Origin of the sequence: Kosakonia sp. H7A (genome assembly GCF_003028445.1) — a bacterium.
GTDB lineage: Bacteria > Pseudomonadota > Gammaproteobacteria > Enterobacterales > Enterobacteriaceae > Kosakonia > Kosakonia radicincitans.
Genome location: NZ_PYTZ01000001.1, coordinates 736,466 through 761,407 on the forward strand (window position 1 = coordinate 736,466; position 24,942 = coordinate 761,407).

Annotated in this window: 24 protein-coding genes and 1 pseudogene; 14 read left to right on the top strand and 11 right to left on the bottom strand. The window is 49.1% G+C overall.

The features are described from left to right. The first annotated feature begins 7 nt into the window (after positions 1-7). A complete protein-coding gene (gene rutF / locus CWM66_RS03445; RefSeq protein ID WP_007374326.1) occupies positions 8-505 on the top strand; it encodes an NADH-dependent FMN reductase RutF in 498 nt (165 codons plus the stop codon). Here the strand turns inward: rutF and CWM66_RS03450 are convergent. Continuing rightward, entirely contained in the window at positions 486-1,409 is a 924-nt protein-coding gene (locus CWM66_RS03450; RefSeq protein WP_007374325.1) for a DMT family transporter, read from the bottom strand. The two genes, rutF and CWM66_RS03450, sit on opposite strands and share 20 nt — an antisense overlap. 129 nt (positions 1,410-1,538) lie before the next feature. Then, a complete protein-coding gene (locus CWM66_RS03455; protein ID WP_071532050.1) occupies positions 1,539-1,712 on the bottom strand; it encodes a general stress protein in 174 nt (57 codons plus the stop codon). Positions 1,713-2,106: 394 nt separating this feature from the next. On the opposite strand from CWM66_RS03455, the gene wrbA reads away from it, so the two are divergent. Continuing rightward, positions 2,107-2,703, top strand: a complete 597-nt coding sequence (gene wrbA, locus CWM66_RS03460; RefSeq protein ID WP_007374323.1) for an NAD(P)H:quinone oxidoreductase — start codon at positions 2,107-2,109, stop codon at positions 2,701-2,703. Between the two features lie 20 nt (positions 2,704-2,723). Beyond that, positions 2,724-2,951, top strand: a complete 228-nt coding sequence (locus CWM66_RS03465) for a YccJ family protein (RefSeq protein WP_007374322.1) — start codon at positions 2,724-2,726, stop codon at positions 2,949-2,951. A 34-nt stretch (positions 2,952-2,985) separates the two neighbouring features. Here the strand turns inward: CWM66_RS03465 and agp are convergent, their stop codons facing one another. After that, positions 2,986-4,224 (bottom strand): bifunctional glucose-1-phosphatase/inositol phosphatase, encoded by a 1,239-nt coding sequence (gene agp / locus CWM66_RS03470; RefSeq protein WP_107146239.1) that lies wholly within the window; start codon positions 4,222-4,224, stop codon positions 2,986-2,988. A gap of 153 nt (positions 4,225-4,377) precedes the next feature. Here agp and CWM66_RS03475 point away from each other — a divergent pair, with 153 nt between their 5' ends. Then, positions 4,378-4,827: a helix-turn-helix domain-containing protein gene (locus CWM66_RS03475; RefSeq protein WP_007374320.1), complete on the top strand. Its 450-nt coding sequence runs from the start codon at positions 4,378-4,380 to the stop codon at positions 4,825-4,827. A 126-nt stretch (positions 4,828-4,953) separates the two neighbouring features. Continuing rightward, positions 4,954-5,736, top strand: a complete 783-nt coding sequence (locus tag CWM66_RS03480; protein WP_007374319.1) for an SDR family oxidoreductase — start codon at positions 4,954-4,956, stop codon at positions 5,734-5,736. A 36-nt stretch (positions 5,737-5,772) separates the two neighbouring features. Here CWM66_RS03480 and CWM66_RS03485 read toward each other — a convergent pair. From CWM66_RS03485 to CWM66_RS03495, 4 genes and pseudogenes are all read right to left on the bottom strand, one after another. Further along, positions 5,773-6,411: pseudogene (locus CWM66_RS03485) on the bottom strand (YnfC family lipoprotein); the annotation flags it as partial. A 15-nt stretch (positions 6,412-6,426) separates the two neighbouring features. Further along, positions 6,427-6,555 (bottom strand): hypothetical protein, encoded by a 129-nt coding sequence (locus CWM66_RS29420; protein ID WP_255416438.1) that lies wholly within the window; start codon positions 6,553-6,555, stop codon positions 6,427-6,429. A 32-nt stretch (positions 6,556-6,587) separates the two neighbouring features. Beyond that, positions 6,588-7,424, bottom strand: coding sequence for an SDR family oxidoreductase (locus CWM66_RS03490; protein WP_071920610.1), 837 nt, complete (start codon positions 7,422-7,424; stop codon positions 6,588-6,590). 10 nt (positions 7,425-7,434) lie between these two features. Next, complete coding sequence (locus CWM66_RS03495; RefSeq protein WP_007374316.1) at positions 7,435-8,151, bottom strand: SDR family oxidoreductase; 717 nt, start codon at positions 8,149-8,151, stop codon at positions 7,435-7,437. Positions 8,152-8,313: 162 nt separating this feature from the next. Here CWM66_RS03495 and CWM66_RS03500 point away from each other — a divergent pair, with 162 nt between their 5' ends. After that, positions 8,314-9,207 carry an AraC family transcriptional regulator gene (locus CWM66_RS03500; protein WP_233218354.1) on the top strand — a complete coding sequence of 298 codons (894 nt, stop codon included), beginning with the start codon at positions 8,314-8,316 and terminating at the stop codon, positions 9,205-9,207. A 1-nt stretch (position 9,208) separates the two neighbouring features. Here the strand turns inward: CWM66_RS03500 and CWM66_RS03505 are convergent, their stop codons facing one another. Next, on the bottom strand, positions 9,209-10,591 hold the full coding sequence (locus CWM66_RS03505; RefSeq protein ID WP_007374314.1) for a diguanylate cyclase: 1,383 nt from the start codon (positions 10,589-10,591) through the stop codon (positions 9,209-9,211). 415 nt (positions 10,592-11,006) lie between these two features. Between CWM66_RS03505 and CWM66_RS03510 the strand changes: the two genes are divergently transcribed. Next, complete coding sequence (locus CWM66_RS03510) at positions 11,007-11,591, top strand: hypothetical protein (RefSeq protein ID WP_072441438.1); 585 nt, start codon at positions 11,007-11,009, stop codon at positions 11,589-11,591. 761 nt (positions 11,592-12,352) lie between these two features. Here the strand turns inward: CWM66_RS03510 and CWM66_RS03520 are convergent. Beyond that, a complete protein-coding gene (locus tag CWM66_RS03520) occupies positions 12,353-13,108 on the bottom strand; it encodes an SDR family NAD(P)-dependent oxidoreductase (RefSeq protein WP_035886229.1) in 756 nt (251 codons plus the stop codon). 1,465 nt (positions 13,109-14,573) lie between these two features. On the opposite strand from CWM66_RS03520, the gene CWM66_RS03525 reads away from it, so the two are divergent. The 7 genes from CWM66_RS03525 (at position 14,574) to CWM66_RS03555 (ending at position 22,387) form a co-directional block, all read left to right on the top strand. Further along, positions 14,574-15,149, top strand: coding sequence for a common pilus major fimbrillin subunit EcpA (locus tag CWM66_RS03525; RefSeq protein WP_007374308.1), 576 nt, complete (start codon positions 14,574-14,576; stop codon positions 15,147-15,149). A 56-nt stretch (positions 15,150-15,205) separates the two neighbouring features. Then, the gene (locus CWM66_RS03530) at positions 15,206-15,874 is read left to right on the top strand and encodes a hypothetical protein (protein ID WP_035886230.1); all 669 of its coding nucleotides are present in this window, start codon (positions 15,206-15,208) and stop codon (positions 15,872-15,874) included. A 36-nt stretch (positions 15,875-15,910) separates the two neighbouring features. Continuing rightward, a complete protein-coding gene (locus CWM66_RS03535) occupies positions 15,911-18,418 on the top strand; it encodes a CS1-pili formation C-terminal domain-containing protein (protein ID WP_369878866.1) in 2,508 nt (835 codons plus the stop codon). Further along, complete coding sequence (locus CWM66_RS03540) at positions 18,408-20,051, top strand: hypothetical protein (RefSeq protein ID WP_107146241.1); 1,644 nt, start codon at positions 18,408-18,410, stop codon at positions 20,049-20,051. The genes CWM66_RS03535 and CWM66_RS03540 overlap by 11 nt, the downstream gene beginning before the upstream one ends. After that, positions 20,041-20,718 (top strand): fimbria/pilus periplasmic chaperone, encoded by a 678-nt coding sequence (locus tag CWM66_RS03545; protein ID WP_107146242.1) that lies wholly within the window; start codon positions 20,041-20,043, stop codon positions 20,716-20,718. The genes CWM66_RS03540 and CWM66_RS03545 overlap by 11 nt, the downstream gene beginning before the upstream one ends. 294 nt (positions 20,719-21,012) lie before the next feature. Further along, positions 21,013-21,912 carry a transcriptional regulator gene (locus CWM66_RS03550; protein WP_107146243.1) on the top strand — a complete coding sequence of 300 codons (900 nt, stop codon included), beginning with the start codon at positions 21,013-21,015 and terminating at the stop codon, positions 21,910-21,912. Then, positions 21,905-22,387 carry a hypothetical protein gene (locus tag CWM66_RS03555; protein WP_051643979.1) on the top strand — a complete coding sequence of 161 codons (483 nt, stop codon included), beginning with the start codon at positions 21,905-21,907 and terminating at the stop codon, positions 22,385-22,387. Before CWM66_RS03550 ends, CWM66_RS03555 begins: the two co-directional genes overlap by 8 nt. 55 nt (positions 22,388-22,442) lie before the next feature. Here the strand turns inward: CWM66_RS03555 and hpxK are convergent, their stop codons facing one another. Continuing rightward, on the bottom strand, positions 22,443-23,690 hold the full coding sequence (gene hpxK / locus CWM66_RS03560) for an allantoate amidohydrolase (RefSeq protein ID WP_107146244.1): 1,248 nt from the start codon (positions 23,688-23,690) through the stop codon (positions 22,443-22,445). Further along, complete coding sequence (locus CWM66_RS03565) at positions 23,690-24,928, bottom strand: alanine--glyoxylate aminotransferase family protein (protein ID WP_007374299.1); 1,239 nt, start codon at positions 24,926-24,928, stop codon at positions 23,690-23,692. The genes hpxK and CWM66_RS03565 overlap by 1 nt, the downstream gene beginning before the upstream one ends. Positions 24,929-24,942: the final 14 nt, after the last annotated feature.

The window sequence follows — 24,942 nt, forward strand, 5'->3', positions numbered from 1 at the left end:
TTAGGTTATGAGTATCGACAGCACCACGTTTCGCGACGCGATGGCCTGTGTCGGCGCGGCGGTCAACATTATCACTACCGATGGCCCGGCGGGCCGTGCCGGTTTCACTGCCAGCGCCGTGTGCAGTGTGACCGATTCACCGCCGACACTGCTGGTATGTCTTAACCGTTCGGCGTCCGTCTGGCCGGTATTCAGCAATAATCAGGCGCTGTGTGTGAATACGCTGGCGGCGGGACAGGAAGGTTTATCGAATCTGTTTGGCGGCAAAACGCCGATGGAGGAACGCTTTGCCGCGGCAGGCTGGCAGCAAGGCGAAACAGGTTGCCCGCGTCTGACCGGTGCGCTGGCCTCGTTTGACTGCCATATCAGCCAGGTTGTGAGCGTTGGTACGCACGATATTCTGTTTTGCCAGATTGTCGATATTGCCCGCCATCCAACGCCAGAAGGGCTGGTGTGGTTTGACCGGCGCTATCACGCCCTGCCAGCTAACCTTCCGACTGTTTAACGCTGTTTTCAGGCGCTGGCAACGGCGCTTTTTTCTTTTTCAGCTTCAGTTCGCTGACCAACACACCCAGCACAATCAATGCCCCGCCAAACAGCGCCAGCAGTGGCAAACGCTCACCGGCCAGACGACCAAATACGCCCGCCCACACCGGTTCACCGGTGTAAATCACCGTCGCGCGTGTGGGCGATACACTGCGCTGCGCCCAGTTCATGACCACCTGAATAATGGCGCTGAAGATCCCCAACCCCAGCGCAACCAGCAGCAGCCCCGGCGACAACGTCGGTACCGATTCGCCAGAAGGTATCATGGCGGCAAAGGAGACCAGCGAAGCCGTCAGTAGCTGCACCACCGTCACCCGCCGGACATCGACTTTCCCGGCCCATGCGCTGATCAGGATGATCTCAGCGGCAATCGCCACCGCGCTGGCAAGCGTAATGATCTCCCCTTTCCCCAGCGCCAGCATATTGCCTTCCGGCCCGGCCAGCAGCAATAACCCGCTAAATGCCAACGCGATCCCAATGCACGGCATCAACCCCGGCATCCGCCCCAGACACAACCACTGCAACAGCGGCACCAGCGGAACATACATAGCGGTGATAAATGCCGATTTACTGCTGGGTATAAATTGTAAACCCCAGGTTTGCAGGCTGTAGCCGAGGGCGATGGCGATACCGATCACCCCACCAGCTTTTATTTCCAGCCAGCTGATGCCGTTTAAGACTCTCAGCGAGAGTAGCGCCACGGCCAGACCGGCGGTGGCAAAACGCAGGCCAACAAAGAAAAACGGGCCGCTCATTGTCACGGCATACTGCACCGCAAGAAATGTACCGCCCCAGAACAGGGTGATGACGATCAGTAACGCTTCCTGGGGTTTGACGGAAAAGGCGTAACGGGAGAGGGACATAACACACCGACCAGAGGAGAAACCCGTAGTGTGCGTTGGCGCGACGGGTTGCGCAAGCGCAAAAAAAACCGCCGGGTTTCCCCGGCGGCGGGCGTGAACGACAAGCCTGCAGGTTGTCAGTATCAAACGTTAGCTTTCACGGCTACCGTGACTATTTTTGCCCCCTTTTTTACCGGCTTCAGATGCGCGCTGAGGATCGTTTTTGAAATTACCCCCACTTTGCTGCCCACCTTTGCGGCCTGCTGCTGATGCTCTTTCACGGTCTTCAGCGAAGTTACCTGCTCCACCACGATGGTTTGCCATGTCTGACCTCCAGATAAGTGAAATGTTAGACATCATACTGCATTCAGTAAAAGAGGATTCTTTCACCGCACGACGTGAAGGCCGAGCCTTTAACAGCGCCGTGTGGAACTAAGCTTAGTGGAACACAATCATTCATCCAGTGAATGGTAATATTCTGCAACAGCTTCTCTGCCTGAAACCCGATATTCCTTAAGCGAAACCGATAAGCCTCTCTTAACGCTTCAAAATAACGCTGCCGCAAATATGTGTCAGATTGTAACCAACAGGCAGGTTGTTCTTAACTTGTTATTTATCAAAGAAATGGCGCTCTTACTTGCACTCTGGCGATCACGTCATACGCTTAAGAAGAACGCAGCGATGTGCTGCCGAAATCAGCTAATCAGGAGTGATGCAAATGGCTAAAGTGTTGGTGCTTTATTATTCCATGTATGGACACATTGAAACGATGGCGCATGCAGTCGCGGAAGGCGCGCAGAAAGTGAATGGCGCAGAAGTGGTCATCAAACGTGTTCCTGAAACAATGCCTGCCGAGCTGTTCTTAAAATCTGGCGGTAAAACGCAAAATGCCCCCGTCGCCACACCTCAGGAGCTGGCCGACTACGACGCGATTATTTTCGGTACGCCAACCCGCTTCGGCAATATGTCCGGGCAAATGCGTACATTCCTGGACCAGACTGGCGGATTATGGGCATCCGGCGCACTGTACGGCAAACTGGCGAGCGTCTTTAGTTCCACCGGTACGGGCGGCGGCCAGGAGCACACAATTTCCTCAACATGGACTACGCTTGCACATCATGGAATGGTCATCGTGCCGATTGGCTATGCCGCGCAAGAGCTGTTTGATGTCTCGCAGGTGCGCGGCGGTACGCCTTATGGCGCAACCACTATTGCCGGTGGTGATGGTTCACGTCAGCCCAGCAACGAAGAACTGTCAATTGCCCGTTACCAGGGCGAATATGTTGCTGGCCTGGCAGTAAAACTGAACGGCTAACCTTCATCAGGAGGAGACAGATGCCAACTCAAGAAGCGAAAGCCCATCGCGTCGGTGAATGGGCCAGTTTACGCAATACCTCGCCGGAGATCGCCGAGGCTATCTTTGAAGTCGCCGATTACGACGAGGTACTGGCAGAGAAAATCTGGGAAGAAGGCAGCGATGATGTGTTACTTCGCGCCTTTGATAAAACCGACAAAGATGAACTCTTCTGGGGTGAACAGACGATAGAACGGAAAAATGTGTAACCACTCGCGCCCCCGCCTTCGCGGGGGCTTTTTTTTATTTCGCTGCATCACGCATCAGCGCATTAAATTTATCTACCGGGCAGAAACCATTGCTGTCTATCGGGCAGCCTTTTAGCGCCAGGGTGACGCGCTGAGCCGGGGAAGCCAGCGATAGCGGCTCAGTGTTTCGCAGTTGTTCCGTACTCTGATAAACGTATTCAATTTTCATGACATCGCGTTTACCCGCCGTGTCGTGCCAGCGCTGGAACACAATTTTCCCGCCGATGGGCGTACGCTCATACTGGTTATGCAGCTGGTAAGGCTCGAAATTGAGCGCGGTCAGCAGGGAGGCAATGTTGGAGTCATGCCCGACCAGAACGGTGATTTTCGGCGCGCTACTTGCCTCTTCCACCAGCGTTTTGTCGAGGTATTTCACCAGGGGTTTCGCTACATTGCGCGCCACTTCAGGCGAGGTGAACAGCGTGTCCTGATAACTGTTTTTCAGCTTCGACAATAGGCGCCATTGCGCGTCGCTTTTAATCTCTCCCCACGCAACCTGATCGAGCGGGAAACCTTCGTAATATTGCAGTGTAAAGGCATCCACCAGCGAATTGCCGACTTTCAACGGCCCGGACACGCCCGGCTCCTGCTGATATTTTGCGCTAAAGGTATCTTTTGCATCGGTGAGTGAGCACTGCTGTTTCTCTTTACAGGCCGGAGATGCGCGATAGTGCGTGATTTTTTCCAGCAACTGGTAACTCTCATTCAGCGCAAACTTCTGGCGCTGCGCCTCCATTGCGTTGACCGCCTGCTGGCTGAATTCAGCCGAATCTTCGGTGATCACCGGATTAAAAGTGGGATCCATGGTGCCCATTTTTTCCTGATGATGAACCGGAACATCACAGCCAGGAAATGCGCCGTTGGTGAAGAATTGCGCGGTGGCAACCGTGCGTTGCAGGCTGTTAGCCCAGACGTAGACACTGTTCGCGGATGGACACTCTCCCGCTTTCAACAACTGCTCTTTGACCAGCCATTCACGCATAAAATGGCCCATGTACACTTCCAGTACGCCGCCTTTGGTGGTCAACTCACCGCCTGGTACGTCCCACTGCGGCCAGCGGTTCGGCGTCGATTGTTCCAGTACGCTGCCGTTATTGGCTAACGGCGCACGCAGGTTGTGGCGGCTCATGATCAAAACCTGTTGTAATTGATACCCTTGAGGTATCTCCTGCGCCAGCGCGACGGGTGCGGACATGGCAATGGCAATAGCGCTTACCCTGATCAACTTTTTCACTCTTTTTCCCTCATTTCACGGCCTGAAAGCAAAATTGTGACATATTTATGACACTTCGCCGTGTACGGTTGTCCGGAGTGTGCACTGGCGCAAAAAGCGATGTTTTCACCGCCCTTCTGGTTTTATAATAAAACCATTAACCGGAGGATCCCCATGAAACGTACCCGTATTGAAGAGACCTTTTGCCCTGTTGCCCGTTCGCTGAACATTATTGGCGACTGGTGGTCACTGCTAATTGTGCGCGATGCACTGGCCGGCGTTTCGCGTTTTGGTGAGTTTCAAAAAAGCCTCGGAATCGCCAAAAATATGCTCACCGCACGGCTTAAGCTGCTGGTAGAAGAAGGAATATTACAGACCCAACCGGCATCTGATGGCAGCGCCTGGCAAGAGTATGTGCTGACCGAAAAAGGTCGCGCCCTGCAAACCGTGCTGGTCGCCCTGTCGCAATGGGGTAATGAGTGGTTGTTTACCCGCGGGGAACCCGCCAGCGTGCTGGTCGATGAGGCTTCACGCCGCCCATTGCGCAAACTGATGTTGCAGGCGGAAGATGGTCGCGAGCTGCAACCGGAAGAAGTGGTATTGCGCGTCGCCAACAGCGAATAACCCGCATTTTCTTTCCCTGAGAATAAAATCGCATTTTTTGCCCTCTTATTTGGTTGCATAATAAAACCATTTAGCCGATGCTGTAGCGGTTGCATGATAAAACCATTTACCTTCGAGGAATTGAGAATGACAACCACTGCTCTTATTACCGGCGCCTCTTCAGGGATCGGCGCAGTCTATGCCGACCGTCTTGCTGCCCGTGGTTACAACCTGCTGTTAGTTGCGCGCCGTGCCGATCGTTTGTCGGCGCTGGCGGCCGATCTTCATCAGCGTTATGGCATACAGGTAGAGACACTGGTTGCCGACCTTAGCCAGTCAGCGGATATTGCACGCGTGGAAACCGTGCTGCGCGAGAACGCAGCAATCGATTTTCTGGTCAACAATGCAGGTGCCGCGAACATGGCGTCGTTTCTCTCTTCAAGCGCTGAAGAGCATGAAGCCATTCATACGCTGAATACCACCGCGCTGATGCGCCTGACGCTGGCGGCACTGCCGCGCTTTGTCGAAAATGATCGTGGTGCCATTATCAATATCGCTTCAGTCCTTGCTTTTCACGCTCGTGCAGACAGCGCCTTGTACAGTGCCACCAAAGCCTGGGTACTCAATTTTACCCGTGGTTTGCAGGAAGAGTTTGCTGACAGCCATGTGCGTATTCAGGCCGTATTGCCTGCGGCAACAGCCACGGAAATTTGGGGCCATTCCGGCGTCACGCTGGATATGCTACCGGAAGGTTCCGTGATGACCACCGAAAACCTGGTCGATGCCGCCCTGGCCGGGTTTGATCAAGGGGAGTTAGTGACCGTGCCGCCAGTGGAAGATCTGCAACTGTGGCACAATTTTGATGAAGCCCGGCTGGCTCTGTATAGCGCCTCACGCAATGGCAAACCGGCTTCCCGTTATACGCTGTAATGTTATCCGGGAGCCGCTAACGGCTCCCATTAAGGTTTAGTAGAAACTGGCCTGCGTGGTGACGGTCATGTTCGGCATCGGTGCCGGTTGCCCTTTCTCGGGCATAACCGTTACATGGCACAGCGTGGGAATATGCCGCTTATCATACTGGCAGGCATTTGTTGCGCGAAAACCGGGCTGGTAAGCCGATTGATTCACCAGCGTGTAATCGACCGGCTTATTAACGCTATCCGGATAGGTCACGCTGTTTGAACTGGCAACCATACCCGAGGCATAAAATTCCGCTTTGATTAAATTCCCGTCCGCATCATAAAAATGATCCACAATCTTCTGCTCTCCCAGCATGACAGACTTCAGTTGGCCTTGCGCATTGGTGACGAAATCCAGATGGCCCGCGCTGTCATCGCGGCTCAACAGATTACATTTGCTGTCGAGGGTGAATGACAGGGGGTTCCCGTTCTGAGTACCTTTCAGCGCGTTTCCCTCTTTCACTAACACAGTCTGCATACGATTTACGTTGTCGGTGCTGTTCAGCGTTTGAACACAGCCATCAGCGGAGAGCGTCATGCTGAGTTGATACACGGCTTCACCTTTATCATTGACCGCAGAAGTATTCAGCGACTTAACGTGACCGACGACGGGGTTGAAATCCATCAGCGTTGAGAGGTTTAAAAGAACCGGGTTGTAGGCTTACTGTGCGCTGGCTGCCGTCGCAGCCAGACCGAGCGCGACAGCCAGCAAATAAGGAGAGGTTTTCACTTTCGCCATCCTGTGACGTAAAGCGTCGAGGTTATCAAATATCAGTAGCTTAGCAAGCACAGCGGCAACCCGCGCTGCGCTTGCTGCGTTTTCTAATAATCCGTTGCTTCGCCAGCGCCTTTCCAGCGGGCAAGATCCTGACTGACCGCGCTGATTTTCTCCTGCGCCAGTTGATGGGCAATCTTGCCGGAGAAAAGATGCAGCGGCGGCGCGCTGACACTTGCGGCCTGGATCATCAACAGCGCCAGCTTTTCCGGATCGCCGGCCTGTTTGCCATCAAGCTCATTGCGGTGCAAATCCAGCGAAGCCTGCGCAGCACGATAGGCTGGCGGCGTGTGTGAAGCCGCCTTCAGGCTCGCATCAGAGAGAAAACCGGTGCGAACCGGGCCAGGGTAGACCACCGTCGCCGTGATCCCTAATTCGGCCACTTCGGCGGCCAGCGCCTCCGTTAAGCCAGCCAGGGCAAATTTGCTGGCAACGTAGCTGCCCCACCCCGCATAGCCGCCCTGAAAACCGACGATCGAAGCAATGTTGAAAATATGCCCGCATCGCTGCTCACGCAAATGGGGTAAGGCATGGCGAATGACATGCAGCGGCGCGAAAACATTAATGTCAAAGTTATCGCGCAGCTCGGCATCACTCAGTGTTTCCAGCGCACCGTACTGGCCATAACCCGCATTGTTGACCACCACATCAATGCGGCCGAAACGGGCGACCGTTTTCCCAATTGCCGACTGTACACTGGCTTCCGATCGCAGATCGACCTCCAGCGGCAAAAAGCGTTCGCTCTGCGCCTCTGGAACATGTTGCAGGCTTTGTAGCGTACGCGATGTGGCGGCGACGGAATCTCCCTGCGCCAGCAACTGGCGCGCCAGCGATAACCCCACACCTCGCGCTGCGCCAGTGATAAACCAGACTTTTTTATCCATCTGCGCCTCCTTAATATGGGCTTTGTGTTGGGCGAACAATCATTTCGCTGACATCGACGCCATCAGGCTGTGCAATAGCCCATGCAATGGCTTTGGCTATTGCGTCGGCGGGCAGCGCAATGCGACGAAATTCCTGCATCGCCGTTTTTGCGCCGTCATCCGTGATGTGATCGGCCAGTTCCGATTCCACCACACCGGGGCTGATGACGGTGACGCGGATCGTTTCCGTCTCCTGACGCAATCCGTCGGAGATGGCGCGAACGGCGAATTTACTGGCGCAGTAGACCGCTGACGAGGGGAAAACAGTATGCGCGCCAATTGACGCCACATTAATGATCTGCCCGCTGCCCTGCTGTTCCATAACCGGCAGCACCGCAGCAATACCATTGAGGACGCCGTGCACATTGACATCAAGGGTTTGTCGCCACTCATCCAGTTTCCGCGCCGCCAGCGGCGAGAGCGGCATAACACCGGCGTTATTGATCAGCACATCGATGCGTCCGTAGTTCGACAGTGCAAAATCCGCCATCCGTTGCAGGTCGCCAGCCTGTGTCACATCCACTTGCAATGCATCGATATTGCCCAGTTCCTCCTGCAGACGCTGTAACTTTGCCAGCCGCCGTGCACCGATAATCAAATGATGCCCTTCCTGCACCAACTGCCGCACGGTGGCTTCGCCAATACCGCTACTGGCACCAGTCAGCAGGACAATTTTGCGCTTCGTCATAAGGTGATCTCCTGTGTTGTGTCACCAGCAACAGAGTAGGCGGCGAGCAGGAGGCAAAACAGGTCCATTCTTATCTGATGATTGCCTGTTCCTCTTCATCCTGTTCACATAAAGAACGCAAAACGGCAGAATGGTTGCTTAATTGTGATGGGGAGAGAAGCAATGAGCGCTGAAATGGTGTCGCTGCTGAGCAGCCTGGCGCCCAACGAAGGTTACACCTGCTCGCGGCTCGAAACGGTACGCTTCATGCGCTCCGATCGCCCGTTGGGACGTACGCCGGTAGTCTATGAGCCATGCATAGTGATTGTCTGTCAGGGATATAAACGCGGTTATCTCGCCGACCGGGTCTACCATTACGACAAGCAGCATTATCTGGTGCTTTCGGTGCCGCTGCCCTTCTCTACCGAAACGGAGGCCAGCGCAGAAGAGCCGCTGCTGGCTATTGCCGTACGGCTGGAGATGACGGTTTTGCTGGAGTTAATGAGTGAGCTGGAGCATTCAGCCGTATCTGCAACCGCCGCGCCGGAAGGGATAATTTCCACGCCGCTGGAACCCGACTTAACGGATACCACGCTTCGGCTGCTGCGCGCGCTGGCATCGCCGCAGGAGGCCAAAATCCTTGGCCCACAGATCGTTCGCGAATTGTATTACCGGGTTTTGATGGGCGCGCGAGGCGGTGCGATCCGGGCCGCGCTGGCCAGCCAGGGACAATTCGCCGCCATCTCCCGCGTCCTGCAGCGCATCCACACAGAGTTTCCGCAACCGCTGCATGTCAGCCGGCTTGCAAACGACATCGGTTTAAGTGTGCCAGCCTTTCATAAACACTTTAAAGCCGTGACCGGGACTTCACCGCTGCAATACATTAAATCGGTTCGGCTTAACCAGGCACGGCTGATGATGATCCGGGATAATCTCACCGCCGCAGGCGCAGCATTCCGCGTCGGTTATGAAAGCCCCTCACAGTTTAATCGTGAATTCCGCCGTCTGTTTGGTCGTAGCCCCGGCGAAGAGGCAAAAGAGATGAAAGCGGCATTTTCACTGTTTCCACCGATATAAGTCACGGGGCGGGTTTCCACAACTCAACGCGGTTGCGCCCACGTTTCTTGGCAATATAGAGCGCTTCATCCGCCGCCTGAATTAACCGTTCATAGTCCGGATGACCGCTAAACATTGCCGCACCGATGGAGAGCGAAAGCGGAATCGTCTGGCCGTCGGGTGATTTGATCACGGTTTTTTCGACGCGTGAACGGATGCGTTCAGCAATTCGTGTCGTATCAAATTCGGAAGCCTCGGTTAAGACGATCACGAATTCGTCCCCGCCATAGCGGAATACATAATCATTGCTGCGCACGTTGTCATAAAAGGCCGCTGACACTTTGCGCAAAATTTCGTCCCCGGTGTGGTGTCCCCAGGTATCGTTAATTTGCTTAAATTTATCAACATCAATAACCAGCACCGACAAGGAAGTGGAGGCTCGTTTTGCCTGGGCGATTTCACGTTTAAAAATAGTCGGTAAGAAACGACGATTGAGCAGGCGTGTCAGTACATCCATACCCACTTCATGACGGGAGACTTCTTCAAAAAGTTCACGCAGCAACGTGCTGATTTGCGATACATTTTTTCTAAGCTGAATAAGGAATTTGGTACGCAAGCTGCGATTACTTAAGGCTTTGGTCGTCTCGCGGGTATTACGGAAGACTTCGTCAATATCCTGAATTAACCGGGAAATATGGCCAGCCTCGGCGATACCACTGAAATAATGGCGCCCTTTATGGTTAAACCATAAACCAAAATCAGCCTGGCTCAGGGACAGACTGTTACCTAAATCGGCATCAAGGACAATTCGATAGACAAGATCGATTTCCCATGCCAATAACGAGGCGATTTGTCGCTCTTTCTCCTCTTCAGCATTCTCCAGCAAAGAGAAGATACGGTAGTTTTCATCCTCTTTTGACGCATTATGTTCAGTGAATGAAAAGGCGCGGGACATAACTTCCATCGCCAGATCGATACTGTTTATTGTGAAATGGTAGACTTGCAGTTTTTCTGCCGGTGCATAATCTGCGGAATTAATTACCGGGTAAAGGAGCTTTTTAAGCACCCGAAATCCCATCTCTACCAGCTCCACGGAAATGCCAATGCGCGCATGAACCGCAGCAATCGTTTGTTGTACTTCGATCAACCGTTCTACGTCATCTATCTGGCATGCAAGCACTTCTGCGATCCAGCGGGCAAGCGCAGCTTTAAGCTGTCTTTCTACTTGCTCATTAGACAAAAATTCAGCCGCTTGCGAATCGGTTAGTACCACAGTATAGAATTCCTGGCTCAGCAGTCGTGCATGATTCTTCCCAACGTCAGCGGCGATAAGACGAATGTGTTCATCTGTTCTCTCGAGCAAATTGACCCACTCAGCCTTCATATTCTTAAGGTAAGTCTCCATCATTCAAATCCTTACGGTAGTAGATGTTGTTCTTGCCCGTTACCGTCAGCACGCAGTTGTCGTCGTTATCAGCACATAATAATCGCAAGAAAACTTTGGACGCGTTTATGACCCCTTTCATCTTCTTGATTAAGACTTAAAAACTACAAATGCAATTAATTAAGGCATAAAAAACCAACTGCAGACAGTTAAGAAACCAAAAAAACCATTTATCACCTGTCAGTATCGACGCCAGTAACACGTCAATGGAAGTATAGTCTGTCTGCCGATGTGCATCATTGTGCAGATTCTTATTTACCGCAGAAACGAGTTAAGGTTGATTTAAGATTATTTAATTATCCGAAATAAAAAATAATAATTAGAATTGCAGGATATAAATTTAATTTCCCCGACAATTTTTACGGTATTCAAAAATATGAAAATATACTCCGTCAGTGAAGATGCTTATCTTCAGCATGGCATCATGTCTTTTGCCAGCACGCTAAACATCGAGATAATCGAACATAAACTGAATGCTTCATTGATTAATAATTTATCTTTCGATGACATTGTCATCCTTCACCTTGATATAAAAAGTAACTCTTGTGCGTGGGCTATATCGACACTCAACAAAACCTGCAAGCTCTTAGTGATTATGCGCAGCGCACGTAATATTGTCATTGATGAAGCTGATGAAGTCTTGAAATCAAGAGTTTCTCTTACTGAATTTAGTCAGGCACTACAGCGGATTATCAAAAAACAAAAAAATCCGACACCAAAAGACAATCACCTGAGCGATATTGAATATATGATTATCAATGAATCGCTCAAAGGTAAGAATATTGATCTTATCGCCGACACACTTAATATGCCGCCCAAAAAGGTCTATGCCTATCGGAATAAAGCCTGTAAAAAACTGGGGGGCAAAAAAATTAGCGATTTACTGCTGATAAGAGAGAGTCTGCTTGCAGAATCCAGCGCCTTCTTCGCTCCCTCAGCCACCAGCATGGCAATGATGTAATCACCTGAAAAATCACTCCGTCTGTAGTTCCTCTTAACTACAGACGGATATTTATCTGTACGCACCTCTCTGTACCACCTTCTGACCACGCATCAAATCTGAAGCCATCGCTACCGTAATATGCCCGCCAGGCGCAGCCTATACGGCTACAACTGCCTTTCCATCATAAACCATACAACTATCATGAGGCGCTCTTACTAAAGGTAATGGGTTGTGATTACCTGCGTTCAGGAAAATGCCTGTTAGTTAATATCAGTATGTCAGGTAACGTTTTTATTCCGATAACAGGACACCATGCTCCGGAAATATTACAGGACGCGGCAGAATTCATCGCTAAATTAAGGTTGCCATGCTGAAGGAAGTACGAAAACAGGGCCAGACGGGTATTTACGAACTATATTGAGAAGAGTTTTCGAACAGAGGTATGAATGAGCTTTTTTGATGACCACAATATGATCTCAATAACTGAGGATAAAATGCTCACCGAACATAGTTTTTTCGCCTATCTGATTTTCCCTGTCAGGATGACATTATCAGGCGCGGCTAAAAACAGAATGCCGGGGGCATTTTATCCTTGTTATTTACATTTGAAGCAAAATAGTGCAGATGCGTATTTATATGTACACAGATTTAAAAAACGGTTTCCGGCAATACTCCTCACATTCCTGTAACAGGAACGAAAGATACTGAATATAAATCCACTCATGACGAGCGTTATTATCGTTTTTTTTGAAACTTATTCGCCTCCGTCGCGAGGTTAATTAACGCATCACCATACCGCCGTCGATGATAATCGTTTGACCAACAATATAGCTGGCAGCCGATGAGCTTAAGTAAACGATAGTATTGGCGACTTCTGAGCTGCGTCCAATGCGCTGTAAGGGAATTGCATCCGCCATCTCGCGGACCAGGGCACCAGAGATCTCTTTCGTATTCGTTGACTCAATCATACCTGGCGCAACAGCATTTACCCGAATTCCCTGCGGCGCAAGTTCTGCCGCTAGCGTACGCGTGAAGGCCAGCAGCGCGCCATTGGAAGCACTGTAGTTACTTTGTCCTATCGCGGGAACAATTGCGGCAATTGACGCTACATTAATGACCGATGCATTTTCAGCACTTCTGAGCAGCCTCAGTATTTCTTTCGTCAATCTGAAGGTATTAAGCATATTGCCGTCGATTACGGAGCTGAAGTCATCGAAGCGCATGGATGCAAAAAGATTATCGTTAACCACGTCAGCATTGTTCACCAGCACATCCACTTTCCCGGTCTCACTGGTCAAACGGGAACCAAGTGCCGCCACCGCCTCAGGATCCGCCAGGTTGCAGTGAACAATATGCAAGTTCTGCCCCTCGGGATGTTCTGTTTTCAGTTCGTGCAATTGATCGGCACAGGATTCATGCAGTGCATAGACTACGGCATGCTGCTCCAGATATTGCTGGCAGATTGCGCGGCCGATATCGCCATTTGCCCCGGAAACTAATACTGTTTTATTTTTCAGATCGCTATATTTGTACATAACTTGCTCCATCCTTAGAGTGACTACGAAAGATTAATGTTTAAGAAACAGACTTCAGATACTCACATCGCCAGATTCCACTGGCGATATGAGTTGATATTACTTACAACCCCACCAGAATACCTGTGCTGATGACTTTGTCAGCTCCAGCACAAGACCTTTACTACCGCCGAACGATGTTTTGTTACCGCTATTATTTACGGTTTGAGCCGTAATTAATGCATACCCTTCGGTGGCCATATTGCTTGTCCACGTTTATTTTTTAGTTCCATTATTTATCCAGTGAAGTTTAATACTGAATTATCAAAAATATATGTGCATAAAATCACTATCAGCACATGTATTACACCAGTCATTTACTCCTAACCGGCAATAAGCTGGCTTTTATTTTTTATCAATCAAATGACGTCTGGCAAAGATGAAGTTACTACACCAGGCGTGGACAGTGCGTCCAATCTCTATAAAAGAAGCGATTCTTTTTTAGCACTACTGCATTGACCATTATACATACTTCAAAGTGCAGCTTTGAGCGTGGAGCTATATCAGCAATAAATAGTTTTATCTTTTATTTCGTTCATAAAGAACCGGACGCGTGATAAACCGAAAGCATGTCCGAATATATTTATTATTCTCCCCGACAAAATAAAGACAAGTGAACTAGTCTTAAACATTCCTTCAATGTAATTATGTTGGCACATACCACTTCAAATAAACATATTAGTTAATCAGTAAGATATCGTTCCTGACAGCATCTGTGCCAGCTTAAGATCTTATTCACTCTAAACACCCCGCATACTCTTTACCTGTTATTCACCCTTCCCATACGTTAAAGAAAGTTATCACTTTCAATAATTGAATCCGGACATGATAATTTTCACCCTCTCCATATAATTTATTACGCAATGAAATATAAAAACCATGAAACATTCTCATTACCTCTAACTCCCAACACCATTGTTTAACTCAAAAAAAATCACTATAGCCACCCTACTATTTATAAAATATATAGCTGCATATGACATATTTACACCAGCCGCAGACAAATTACTCACTGGTCTTATCTTCTCTACCATCATAAAACACAAACAACAATTTTATATAAGGTTTAGCTGTGATAAAAATATGTTAATAAAATCACTTTTTCATTGAAAAACAACAAAAAATGATACTTTCCAAAATTAACAACCAGCCAACATTTATTATTTAATCACATCCTAAAAACTTTTCCTTTTCTAATGAAATTTTATAAGACAATAATGACTTCACGAAATCGAGTGGCGCACAAAAAACTTTCTCTTTTCAGGTTTAAAGCATCATTAATTCTGAATGTCGAACAATAATTATTATACATGCATCACTTGGATTCTTCGTTAATACAGAACTCGCACATGCAATATTGATGGGTATAACCATTGATACATAGCGATTAAATAACAAATTGATATATAAATAACTGAGGTGTTTTATGAAACGCAATGTAATTGCACTTGCTTTACTGGCTTCCTTTGCAGCTGGCTCCGTGCAGGCCGCCCAGATGGGTCAATCTATCGCTACCTGGTCCGCTACGGCGAAAAAAGATACAACCAGCTCGCTGGTTGTCACTCCACTCGGCAGCCTGACCTTTCAGTACGCTGATGGCGTCAAAGGCTTTAACACGCAAAAAGGTCTCTTTGATGTCGCTATCGAAGGCGATTCAACCGCTACCGCATTCAAACTGTCCTCTCGTCTGATCAGCAATACGCTGACTCAGCTTGATGGCTCCGGCTCCACGCTGAATGTTGCCGTGCATTACATGGGCGAAGAAGTTAAACAAAACGCGGACACTATTATGGTGGATACCACCAGTAATAAAAATGGTGGCCTGAGCATTCTTGCCACCGACTTCAGCAAGACAGGTCGTGTAACCGCGCAAGACGCATTCACCTTCTCTATCGCCAACGGTACGACGGATGGTACGACTGCCGCTACTGATATGAGCCAATTGCCAGAAGGTATCTGGAGCGGCGATATCAGCGTTCAGTTCGACGCTACCTGGAGCTAATTCTTTTCCAGCAGGGGCGTAATAACGCCCCTGTTCAACTCTTTGGCGATATATCTATGAAAAATACGATTCTGGCGACTCTATTATTTGTAAGTGGCGCGGCACCAGTATATGCGCTCGATGTTGGTGACATATCTTCATTTATGTACAGCGATGCGACTATTATTAATAAAACGATAAAAAACCCAACCACCACCGGACGGCTGGTGAATATTCGCATCGAAAGAATTAATTCGCCACAGAGTGACGGTAAAACAATACCCATGGAAAGTAAGGATGAATTGTTACTCTCACCAGGAAGCCTGCTGCTTCCGGCTGAAAGTAATGAAACGATTCGTTTTTACTATAATGGCCCGCAGGACGACAAAGAAAGATATTATCGCATTATTTGGTTTGACCAGGCGCTCAGTAATGCATCAAAAAATAACGCAACTCGTTATGCTGTTGCAACCGCATCCGCTCGTATTAGTACAATACTTGTCGTCGCCCCGCGAAAAATAAAATACGACTACCAATATTCAAAGGGTGTAATGAAAAACACTGGCAATGCCACGTTACGCCTCATTGCTTATGGCCCTTGTAAAAAAACATCTGAGAAAAAAGAGTGCAAAGAAAATTATTACTTAATGCCCGGCAAAACGCGAAGTTTCTCTCTGGTGGATATCGAGAATAAGAAAGCGCGACTCGCTTTCTGGCAAGCGGACAATTTCATTCCGGTCAAATAGTATTTTCACTAACGAGCCGTTATTGTGGATAAGAAGATTTTACAAACTATCATCACGTGTACTGTGGTTCTGTTTACTGATGTAAACGACGCTGTTGCAAAACCATCGTTGTATCAACAAATCAATGGGGTGATGATTCCTGACGCCTTCAATAACGCATTACGTGATGGGATGAGTATACCTCTGTATATTCATTTGAATAATACAGAGGAAAAAACAGACGATCAGCGTATTGGGCTTGCCGCAATTTGGCTTGATGAAAACTCGCTCAAAATACGGCAAGTCCAGCTTGAAGAACAGGATGGCAATGCTTCTATAAATGAGCAAACACGTGAAAAATTAACTTCGTTAATTAATACCAGTTTTAATAGCAACCTGGCTATTCCGCTGACAAATGATGCATCATTACGTTTAAATTTCCAGCAATTAGTACTGCAACTTGTCGTTAATAAAGAAGCACTGGGTACGTTACTGCATGACAGTAGTCAAAATATTGGCGCATCCAGTGCTGAAAACATCAGTGGTACGCTGAATTATGATCTCGGTGTTTATCACAACCAAATGCGCGGTGGTGATAACAATACCTCAAGCTATCTCTCTTTAGCGAGTGCTACAGCATTACGTGAGCACCATTTATTAGTAGATAGCTCTATTTACGGCCTGGGCTCTGCTAATCAACAAACCGAAATTTATAAGGCCATGTACGAACGTGATTTCTCTGGTTATCGATTTGCCGGGGGAATGCTGGATGTATGGAATTTACAATCTCTCGGGCCGGTCACAGCGATCTCATCCGGTAAAATTTACGGCATGTCATGGGGAAACCAGGCAAATTCAATCAAATTTGATCATTCGTATTCCATCACGCCGCTCATTGCTTTTCTGCCTGCTGCAGGTGAGGTTCATGTTTACCGAAATAACAAGTTACTAAGCGTACAGAACTTCAATATGGGTAGCCATGAAGTGGATACTCGCGATCTGCCGTACGGTATTTATGACGTAAAGGTCGATGTTATCGTCAATGGCAAAGTTACGAGCAGCAACATTCAAAATGTGAATAAATTGCTCACCGGAATCCGTACGGCCGATATGCCCTTAAGCTGGCAGATCTGGGGTGGCAGCATGTATATGGACGACTGGGTTCATGAAAACGGAAACATTCAGCAGGCGAAAAATACAATACTGACGGGGGTTTCTGCGTCCGGTGGTCTTCACACAATAAACTGGATGGCGTCGGGATATCACTATAATAACGTCGCAGTGGCTGAAGGCAATTTTTCCTGGCCAGTTGCGGACGTGCTCCAGTTGGGTATGCAAAACATGTTTGCTACCGATGGATCATGGAGCTTTATTAGTAATATAAATGCAACGCTTCCTGGTGGATTTAGTAATGTGTGGTTAAGCCGGGAAAAAACGGTGATTGGCCGTACCCTGCGTCGTAACAGTACGGACAATACCGCAGTAGGTTTATCCCTGAATATGAATACGCTGTGGTCAAAGTTAGGTACACTGTCGGCAAGCTACAACAGTAATAATCAGTACAACACGCATAATTACACTGTTGATTACAGCCAGTCACTGTATAGCGGCCGTTTTGGTTCACTTGGGCTGCGAGGCGGGATACAACACTATTCTTACGGAAGTCACTCCGGCGCCAACAATACGCAAAAATTTATCGCGCTCGATTTTTCACTGCCGTTAGGCAACTGGATCCAGACCGGTATGACGCATCAGAGTGGGTATACTACGGCGAATATTTCGGCGCAAAAACAGTTCGACGAGGGCATTATTCGTACTGCTGGAGCAGATGTTTCACGCGCCATTTCCGGCGACATCGGTAATAATAAAACGTTAAGTGGTGGAGCATGGACACGCTATGAAACACGCTACTCCTCCGGAACACTCAACCTTAATAGTAGTGCTGATGGTTATCTTAATTCGAATATGACCTCGATAGGCAGTTTCGGCTGGCAGGCCGAGGATATTGGTGCCAGCGGTAACAATGAGGGTAATGCAGGCGTTATTTTCCACACCGATGTTGGGAATGACGGAAAATTGACCGCACAGATTAATGGCCGTGCTTTTCCAATGACCGGGAAATATAATTACCTGCCATTAGAACCTTATAATAAATATGACATTGAAATTATTAACAGTAAAAACTCATTAGATAGCTACGACATTTCCCGCGGCAAAAAAAGTCATCTGACACTATACCCGGGCAATGTCGTGGTCATTAAACCAGAAATTAAACAAATGGTTACCGTATTTGGCAGAATTCGTGCCGAAGACGGCACACTGCTGGCCAATGCGCGCATAAATAACCATATTGGTCGTGCACGGACTGATAACAATGGTGAATTTGTCATGGATATTGATAAAAAATTCCCGGTTATTGATTTTAATTACGGCAATAATGAAAGCTGCGAGGCGGCACTGGATCTTAGCCAGGCGCGCGGCGCGGTATGGGTCGGCGATATTACATGCCAGGGTCTGAAAAGCTTTGCCAGCCTGATGCCGACAGGAGAACACAATGAAAGTTAATCTTTCACGCCTTTTATTTTTGATTATTTTTTATGCTATCGCCTCTCCCGCTAACGCGGCGGTGACAAAAATAAGTTACGCCGATGCCCCAACACGTAATTTTATTTTCGTCGAAAACGATACCGATGATAACTATTTTGTTACACCAGCTGGCGTGCGGGATCCGCGAATGACTGGTTCAAACCGTTGGACGGGTCTGAAATATAACGGTTCGGGTTCCATGTATCAAACCAGCCTCGGTTATATTGATAATGGCTATAACACAATAATCGGTGATGAATATCAATTCGATATGTGGCTGACGAATGCCCCCGCCTCCAACCTGCTTGTCGGTATGCGTTGTATCAACTGGTACAGCGGCTGCGATATGGCAACCTCTCTACTTCCGGCGACGTATACGGATAGTCAGGGTTTCTATGGCGTGGACGTAACGTCAGGCGGTACAAAATGGGCGCACGGAATGATGTCAGATCAGTTTTATCATTATTTGAACAATTTTCCCGTCGGCCAGACATTCTCAATAACCATAAATACATGCCGGACCGAGGACTCCTATGATCCCAGAATGGGCCAGCGCTGTCGCGATATGCCCAGCGGTACCTGGTATGAGCGTACTGTGTCCCATACCAAAGCTGCACATTTCAAATTCTTCAGTACCAATTCGATATCAGAGATCTTCTTTAATACCGACGGAACGCCAACAATAGGTGAAGGCAATGCAGATTGCCGGATGCAGGTGATCGGGAGTGTTTCAGGCATTGCCTGCAAGGTTGTGACTTACACGTTAAATCATAACGGTATTAGCGACACCGATGTGCGTTTTTTCCCGGCAATATCCCATGCCGGGCTGGAATCAGCCATCAGAGCAGCGGATATGCAATTCAGCCTTGATGGCGCAAGCTGGCAAACAGTATCAGGCATAACGCATTACTACACGTTTAATGCGATGAAAGGACATAACTCAATTTATGTCTTTTTCTCAAACAATTTTTTTAAGGAGATGATTAATCAAGGCGTTAACGGTGGCAACTTACGTGATTTAGTGACTTTCCGTTTAAGAAACCTCACCGCACCGGAATCGGGCTGGTATGAGTTTTCAACCTCCGCACAACTTATCTTTAAACCGACGAATTTTAGCATCAGTATTATCCCGGCAGATTTCATGGTTAATCCCAGCAGGTCCGGAACCGTTGGCACAGGTAATCCCGATCTCGATTTTGATTATCTTGTTACCACAAATGGAAAAACGGCTGCGGATATGGTCTCAGTCAGTGTCAGTGGCCCGACACAAACTATAAATGGTCGCCCCTGGTGTATATTCAGTTCAAAAGATGGCAAAACGCAGGTGCCCTTCCCTGGTATCGTGAGTTTTGCCACCGCCAGCGGAAAGCGCGAAGTGGTCGATGTGGGCTGCGACGGGCAGTGGCGTGACATGACCAGTGCATTATGGGCATCGACCCCCCTGGCGCTGGCAAACGGCGAAACCGGTGTAACAAGAAAATCAACCGTCCGCTTTTCCATTCCTATGAACGATCCACAATCATTGAAAACCCTCAATAATGCTAGCTGGTATGGAGATGTCAGCGCTTCGGGGAAAGTTACCGTAATGGCGATGTGGCAAAATGCAAGGTAAATTCATTCACTCTCTTTTCGTTCTGCTGACGCTACTGGCACCAGCAGGTTGCCTGGCTATTTCGGTTGGCGACATGACGTTTTCCATGCCAGCAGAAAAAAGCATGGTTGCCAAATATGTGATGAACAATAGTAAGGGAGCGCGCCTTTACCGCGTGAATATCCGATCTATTGACAGACCCGGAGAGCAGGAAGTCTCCTCACGCGCAACTGATGGAGAATTGTTGTTCACACCGCGACAGATACTACTTCAACCTGGGGAAAATCATTTTTTCAAATTCTTTTATCATGGCCCGACTGATGATAAAGAGCGTTACTATCGCGTCTCTTTTGCGGAGATACCGCCACAGAATCGTACCACGCATCATTCATCTCAAAGTACTGTCGGCATGATGCCCGTTATCGTAATGGACACTATTCTTGTTGTCCGGCCGCGTGATACCCATTTCAAATGGGAGTTTGAGCGCCAACAAGGGGTATTCAAAAACAGTGGAAATACCTGGTTTAAGCTAATAACTAAACCCCGCTGCGATTCAACAGAAGAGGATGGCAAAGCCTGGTATATGCGTCCTGGTGATATCATTCATCAGCCAGTGCTTAGAACTTCTGCGCAAATATTTATCACCTACAATGATAAATTTATAAAGATAATAAGCATGTGCAATTAATGCCTCTCTTAAATTCTGCGTCCACCCTTAATTAATTCTTAATAAGGCATTTAAGATATACAAAAAGACAATAAATCGAGCGCGACGAGCCACTAATAAATTGTGTAACCCTCTGAAAAAATAGTTTCATTAACTATAAACCATTCAGAGCTTCAATTAATTACAAATCGGCAGCTGAATTACATATAAAAATCATGGAAAACAAGTCAAGGGTATGGTCAAATATTTAAATGAGATTCACACAGATAAACCTGTCATTAAAGGGACACATCCAATGGCTGTGTTGTAGCGTATATGCACTGGATTATTAACGATAACATTGAATTCAGACCGGAACTGAAAAAGCTTATTTCGGTGAGCAATCCTGAAATAAACGTCACACTGACAGCCCCCGCCAGCCGTTGTTTGTTGCTTCTGCTTGAGGCTTCACCTGAAATTGTTCTCCAGCAAGATTTCTTCAAAAAAGTGTGGGAAGAAGAAGGCATGCTGGTTCCAACAAATACGTTATATCAAAATATCTCGATCGTGCGTCGCGGGTTGCGGGCAGTTGGCGAAACGGATAGCCGATTGATTGCAACCATTCCCAGAAAAGGTTTTCAAATTGACGACAGTGTGAAAATCAAAAGGCAGGACAAATCTAACGCAGCGGTTACATCTGAAACCGACATTACCAGCGTCGATATTCCCGCAGACGCAAAATATGAAGATCCTGTTATTACCCACGGGAACGCCGCGAACCAGTCGACATGGTCAACGCTAAACCCGCATATCAATGAGTATGAACAGAATCCGCTGTCAACGCCGGGAACTGCAAGCAAACCCGCGCGATTCGCTGGCTGGCGTTTATCCGCAGTGATTATATTAGCCGCTTTTGCCACGGGTTTGCTGATAATTGCGTACTCTTTACCATTCGGTAAGACACCTGTTTTCTTTGATAACTATAACTTTGTTGAAAATGACAATGGCTGTCAGATTTATATTAAAGATGATACGCATGATAGCAGAGATTATTATCAGAGATATAAAAATTTGATTAAGAATACCGGACTGAACTGTAAGATTTATCCCTGGATCTATTTTCCAGTATCAGCAACATCACCAACACTTACTGCATTAGCCTGTAAGAGAGACTTTAAAAACTCCGCTTCACCGGGTTGTATTTCACTCTATTTCAGAGGAGTACAGAGTGAATAGCAAGAAAACAATTCTATTCAGCTTTATATTTTTAATCGCTGGCGCAGTCGCAGGTTATCTTTATTATCTGTTCGCCGCATCATCTGGCTATACGGAAACATGCTCAGCCTCAGTGATTGTTTATAACAAAAACATACAGGCTAATTTCACTCTCGACTTTATGTACAACAGAGAGGCTAAACGCGGTGTTATATCCGTAAGCGGTGGTTATATGGAGGACAACAAACCGACAGAAACGATCAGGCGAGATGTATCTTATACATGGACTGAAAACCGTCACTCCTATCATTTTACGTCAACCATGGTGAATAAAGTGGACAGTATCGAAACTGCCACTGATGAAGTTATCGCAACCGTGCTGCCAGATTTTTATGTCTACCCCAATAAAGAGATAAACTATTCCATTCGCCCACAGGGCAAAAATGGTTTTTTGTTTGTCATTGGCAAACGTCCGCTGTTTTTATGCGCTCGCTGAGGCGATAGCACAGGGAGACGTATCGTCTCCCTGCCGGGCACTCCATTAACACCTATTATGCCGCTTCCGCCAGCGCTCTTACCGCTCGCCCAAACGCCTCGATGGCCAGCGCAACATCTTCCATCTGTACCGATTCCGCCGGATGGTGGCTAATCCCGCCTTTGCAGCGCACAAACAGCATACCAACCGGCCAGCGTTCCGCCATGGCGATGGCATCATGCCCTGCGCCGCTCGGTAACGACAGCGTCTCACCCTGCACAACCTGCACCGCATCGGCAAGCAACGTTTGCAGCTTTTGATCACAGGGCGTGGCGGCAATACGGTAAAACTCCTCGGCGCTGAATTGCAGATGGCGGCGCGCCGCGATGACCTGCGCCATCGCCAACAATTCATTGAGTAACGCATCAAGTGGCGCATCCTGCGGGCCACGGATATCAAGCGATAGCGACACCTCGCCGGGGATGACATTCACCGCGCCAGGCAGAACCCGCATATTCCCTACGGTAGCCACCAGATTACCGCCCTGTTGTTGCGTGGTGCTCTCAACGGCGACCATCCATTCGGCCGCCGCGGCCAACGCATCTTTCCGGTGACTCATCGGCACCGTGCCAGCATGTCCGGCTTCGCCGGTAAAGCGGCAATTTAGCCTGCGCGCGCCATTGATCGCCTCGACCACGCCCAGCGCCAGCCCAGCCTGTTCCAGGCACGGCCCCTGTTCAATATGCAATTCGAGATAGCTGCTGAAGGCCGCCGCATCGCGCGCCGCCTGCGGGATCCGCTGCGGATCCAGCCCGGCATCCACCATCGCCTGCGCCACGCTGATACCCCCGGCATCAGTTTGCGTAAGCCAGTTCGCTGGCCAGCTTCCGGTCAACCCGCGGCTTCCCAGCAAAGTGATACCAAAACGCGTTCCCTCTTCATCACAAAAACCGACAATCTCGATCGCCTGCGCCAGACGTAATCCCTGCTGATGCAGGCTCTGTACTACTTCGATGGCCGTCAGTACTCCGAGCATCCCGTCATAACGCCCGGCGTTACGCACAGTATCAAGATGCGAACCAAGCAACACTGCAGGAGCGCCTTCCTGTGCCGCCTCATAACGACCACAAATATTGCCCACGCAGTCCTGCCAGACGAGCATTCCCGCCTGGCGCATCCACTCCGCAACCCGCTGGTTGGCCTGTAAATGCTGTGTGGAAAGATAAACACGGGTCAGCGCATCCGGTGTTTCACTGATTGCTGCCAGTTCATCAGCGCGGGACATCACACGTGCTGCCGCCTCCAGGCGTGTCGGTTGAATCATCACACGTCCTCGCTGAGATAGTGATCCCACGCGGCCTGCATCGCCGCCCCTTGCGTGGTGGCGAATTTCAGATAATTCAGCACCGACTCCAGTGCGCTCAGGGTATTCATCACACAGGCTTTACGCGCGTTATAGCCCATGGTGCCAATACGCCACACTTTGCCGTGCAGCGGGCCGAAAGAAGTCCCGATTTCAATGCCGAAATCCTCCAGCATCAATTTGCGCACCTGGTCACCGTTCACGCCCTGCGGAATGACGACGCCCAGCACGTTGTTCATTTTGTGTTGCAAATCGCCATAGGCCTCCAGCCCCATTGCCTGAATCCCTTTCAGCAACGCATCGCCATGCAGCTTATGGCGCGCAATGCCATTATCGAGCCCCTCTTGCAGGATCAGGCGTGCGCATTCACGCGCGCCGAATAGCGCGGTAGTCGCTTCAGTGTGGTGATTCAGTCGCTCCGGCCCCCAGTAATCCATTACCATGCCGAGATCGAAATAGTTGGAGTAAACCATCTCATCCACACCGTCGAGATGCGCATCGGTGCGAATGCCCTCTTCAACACATTTACGCCGCCGGATCACCTCTTCCATACGGCTGCTCAGGGTAATGGGCGACGTACCGGACGGCCCACCTAAGCACTTCTGCATCCCCGCAGAGACGGCATCCAGTTGCCAGGCATCGGTTTCCAGCGCGTTACCGCCGAGTGAAGCGGTGGCATCGGTGTAAAACAGCACATCGTAGCGACGACAAATAGCGCCCAGTTCCGCCAGCGGTTGCAGCATGGTGGTTGACGTATCGCCCTGCACCGTTAACAGCAGGCGCGGACGCACGCGCTTAATGGCATCTTCAATCTGATCCGGCGTGAAAACCTCGCCCCACGGTACTTCAATCGTATGCACTTCGGCGCGACAGCGACGGGCGATTTCACACAGCAGATGACCAAAGCGGCCAAACACCGGTACCAGCACTTTATCGCCCGGCCGGATTGCGGAAATGAGGATCGCCTCAATCCCGGCGCGCGACGTGCCGTCAATCAGCATCGTCCAGCGGTTTTCCGTGCGAAACACGCCGCGATAAAGCGCCATCACTTCATTCATATAGTGGGTCATCGCCGGATCGTACTGGCCGATCAGTTGGCTCGACATGGCGCGCAGCACGCGCGGGTCAGCATTGATTGGCCCCGGCCCCATCAGCAGACGTTGCGGCGGATTGATTTGCGGAAATTGAGCGATATCCATCTGAAATTCCTTAC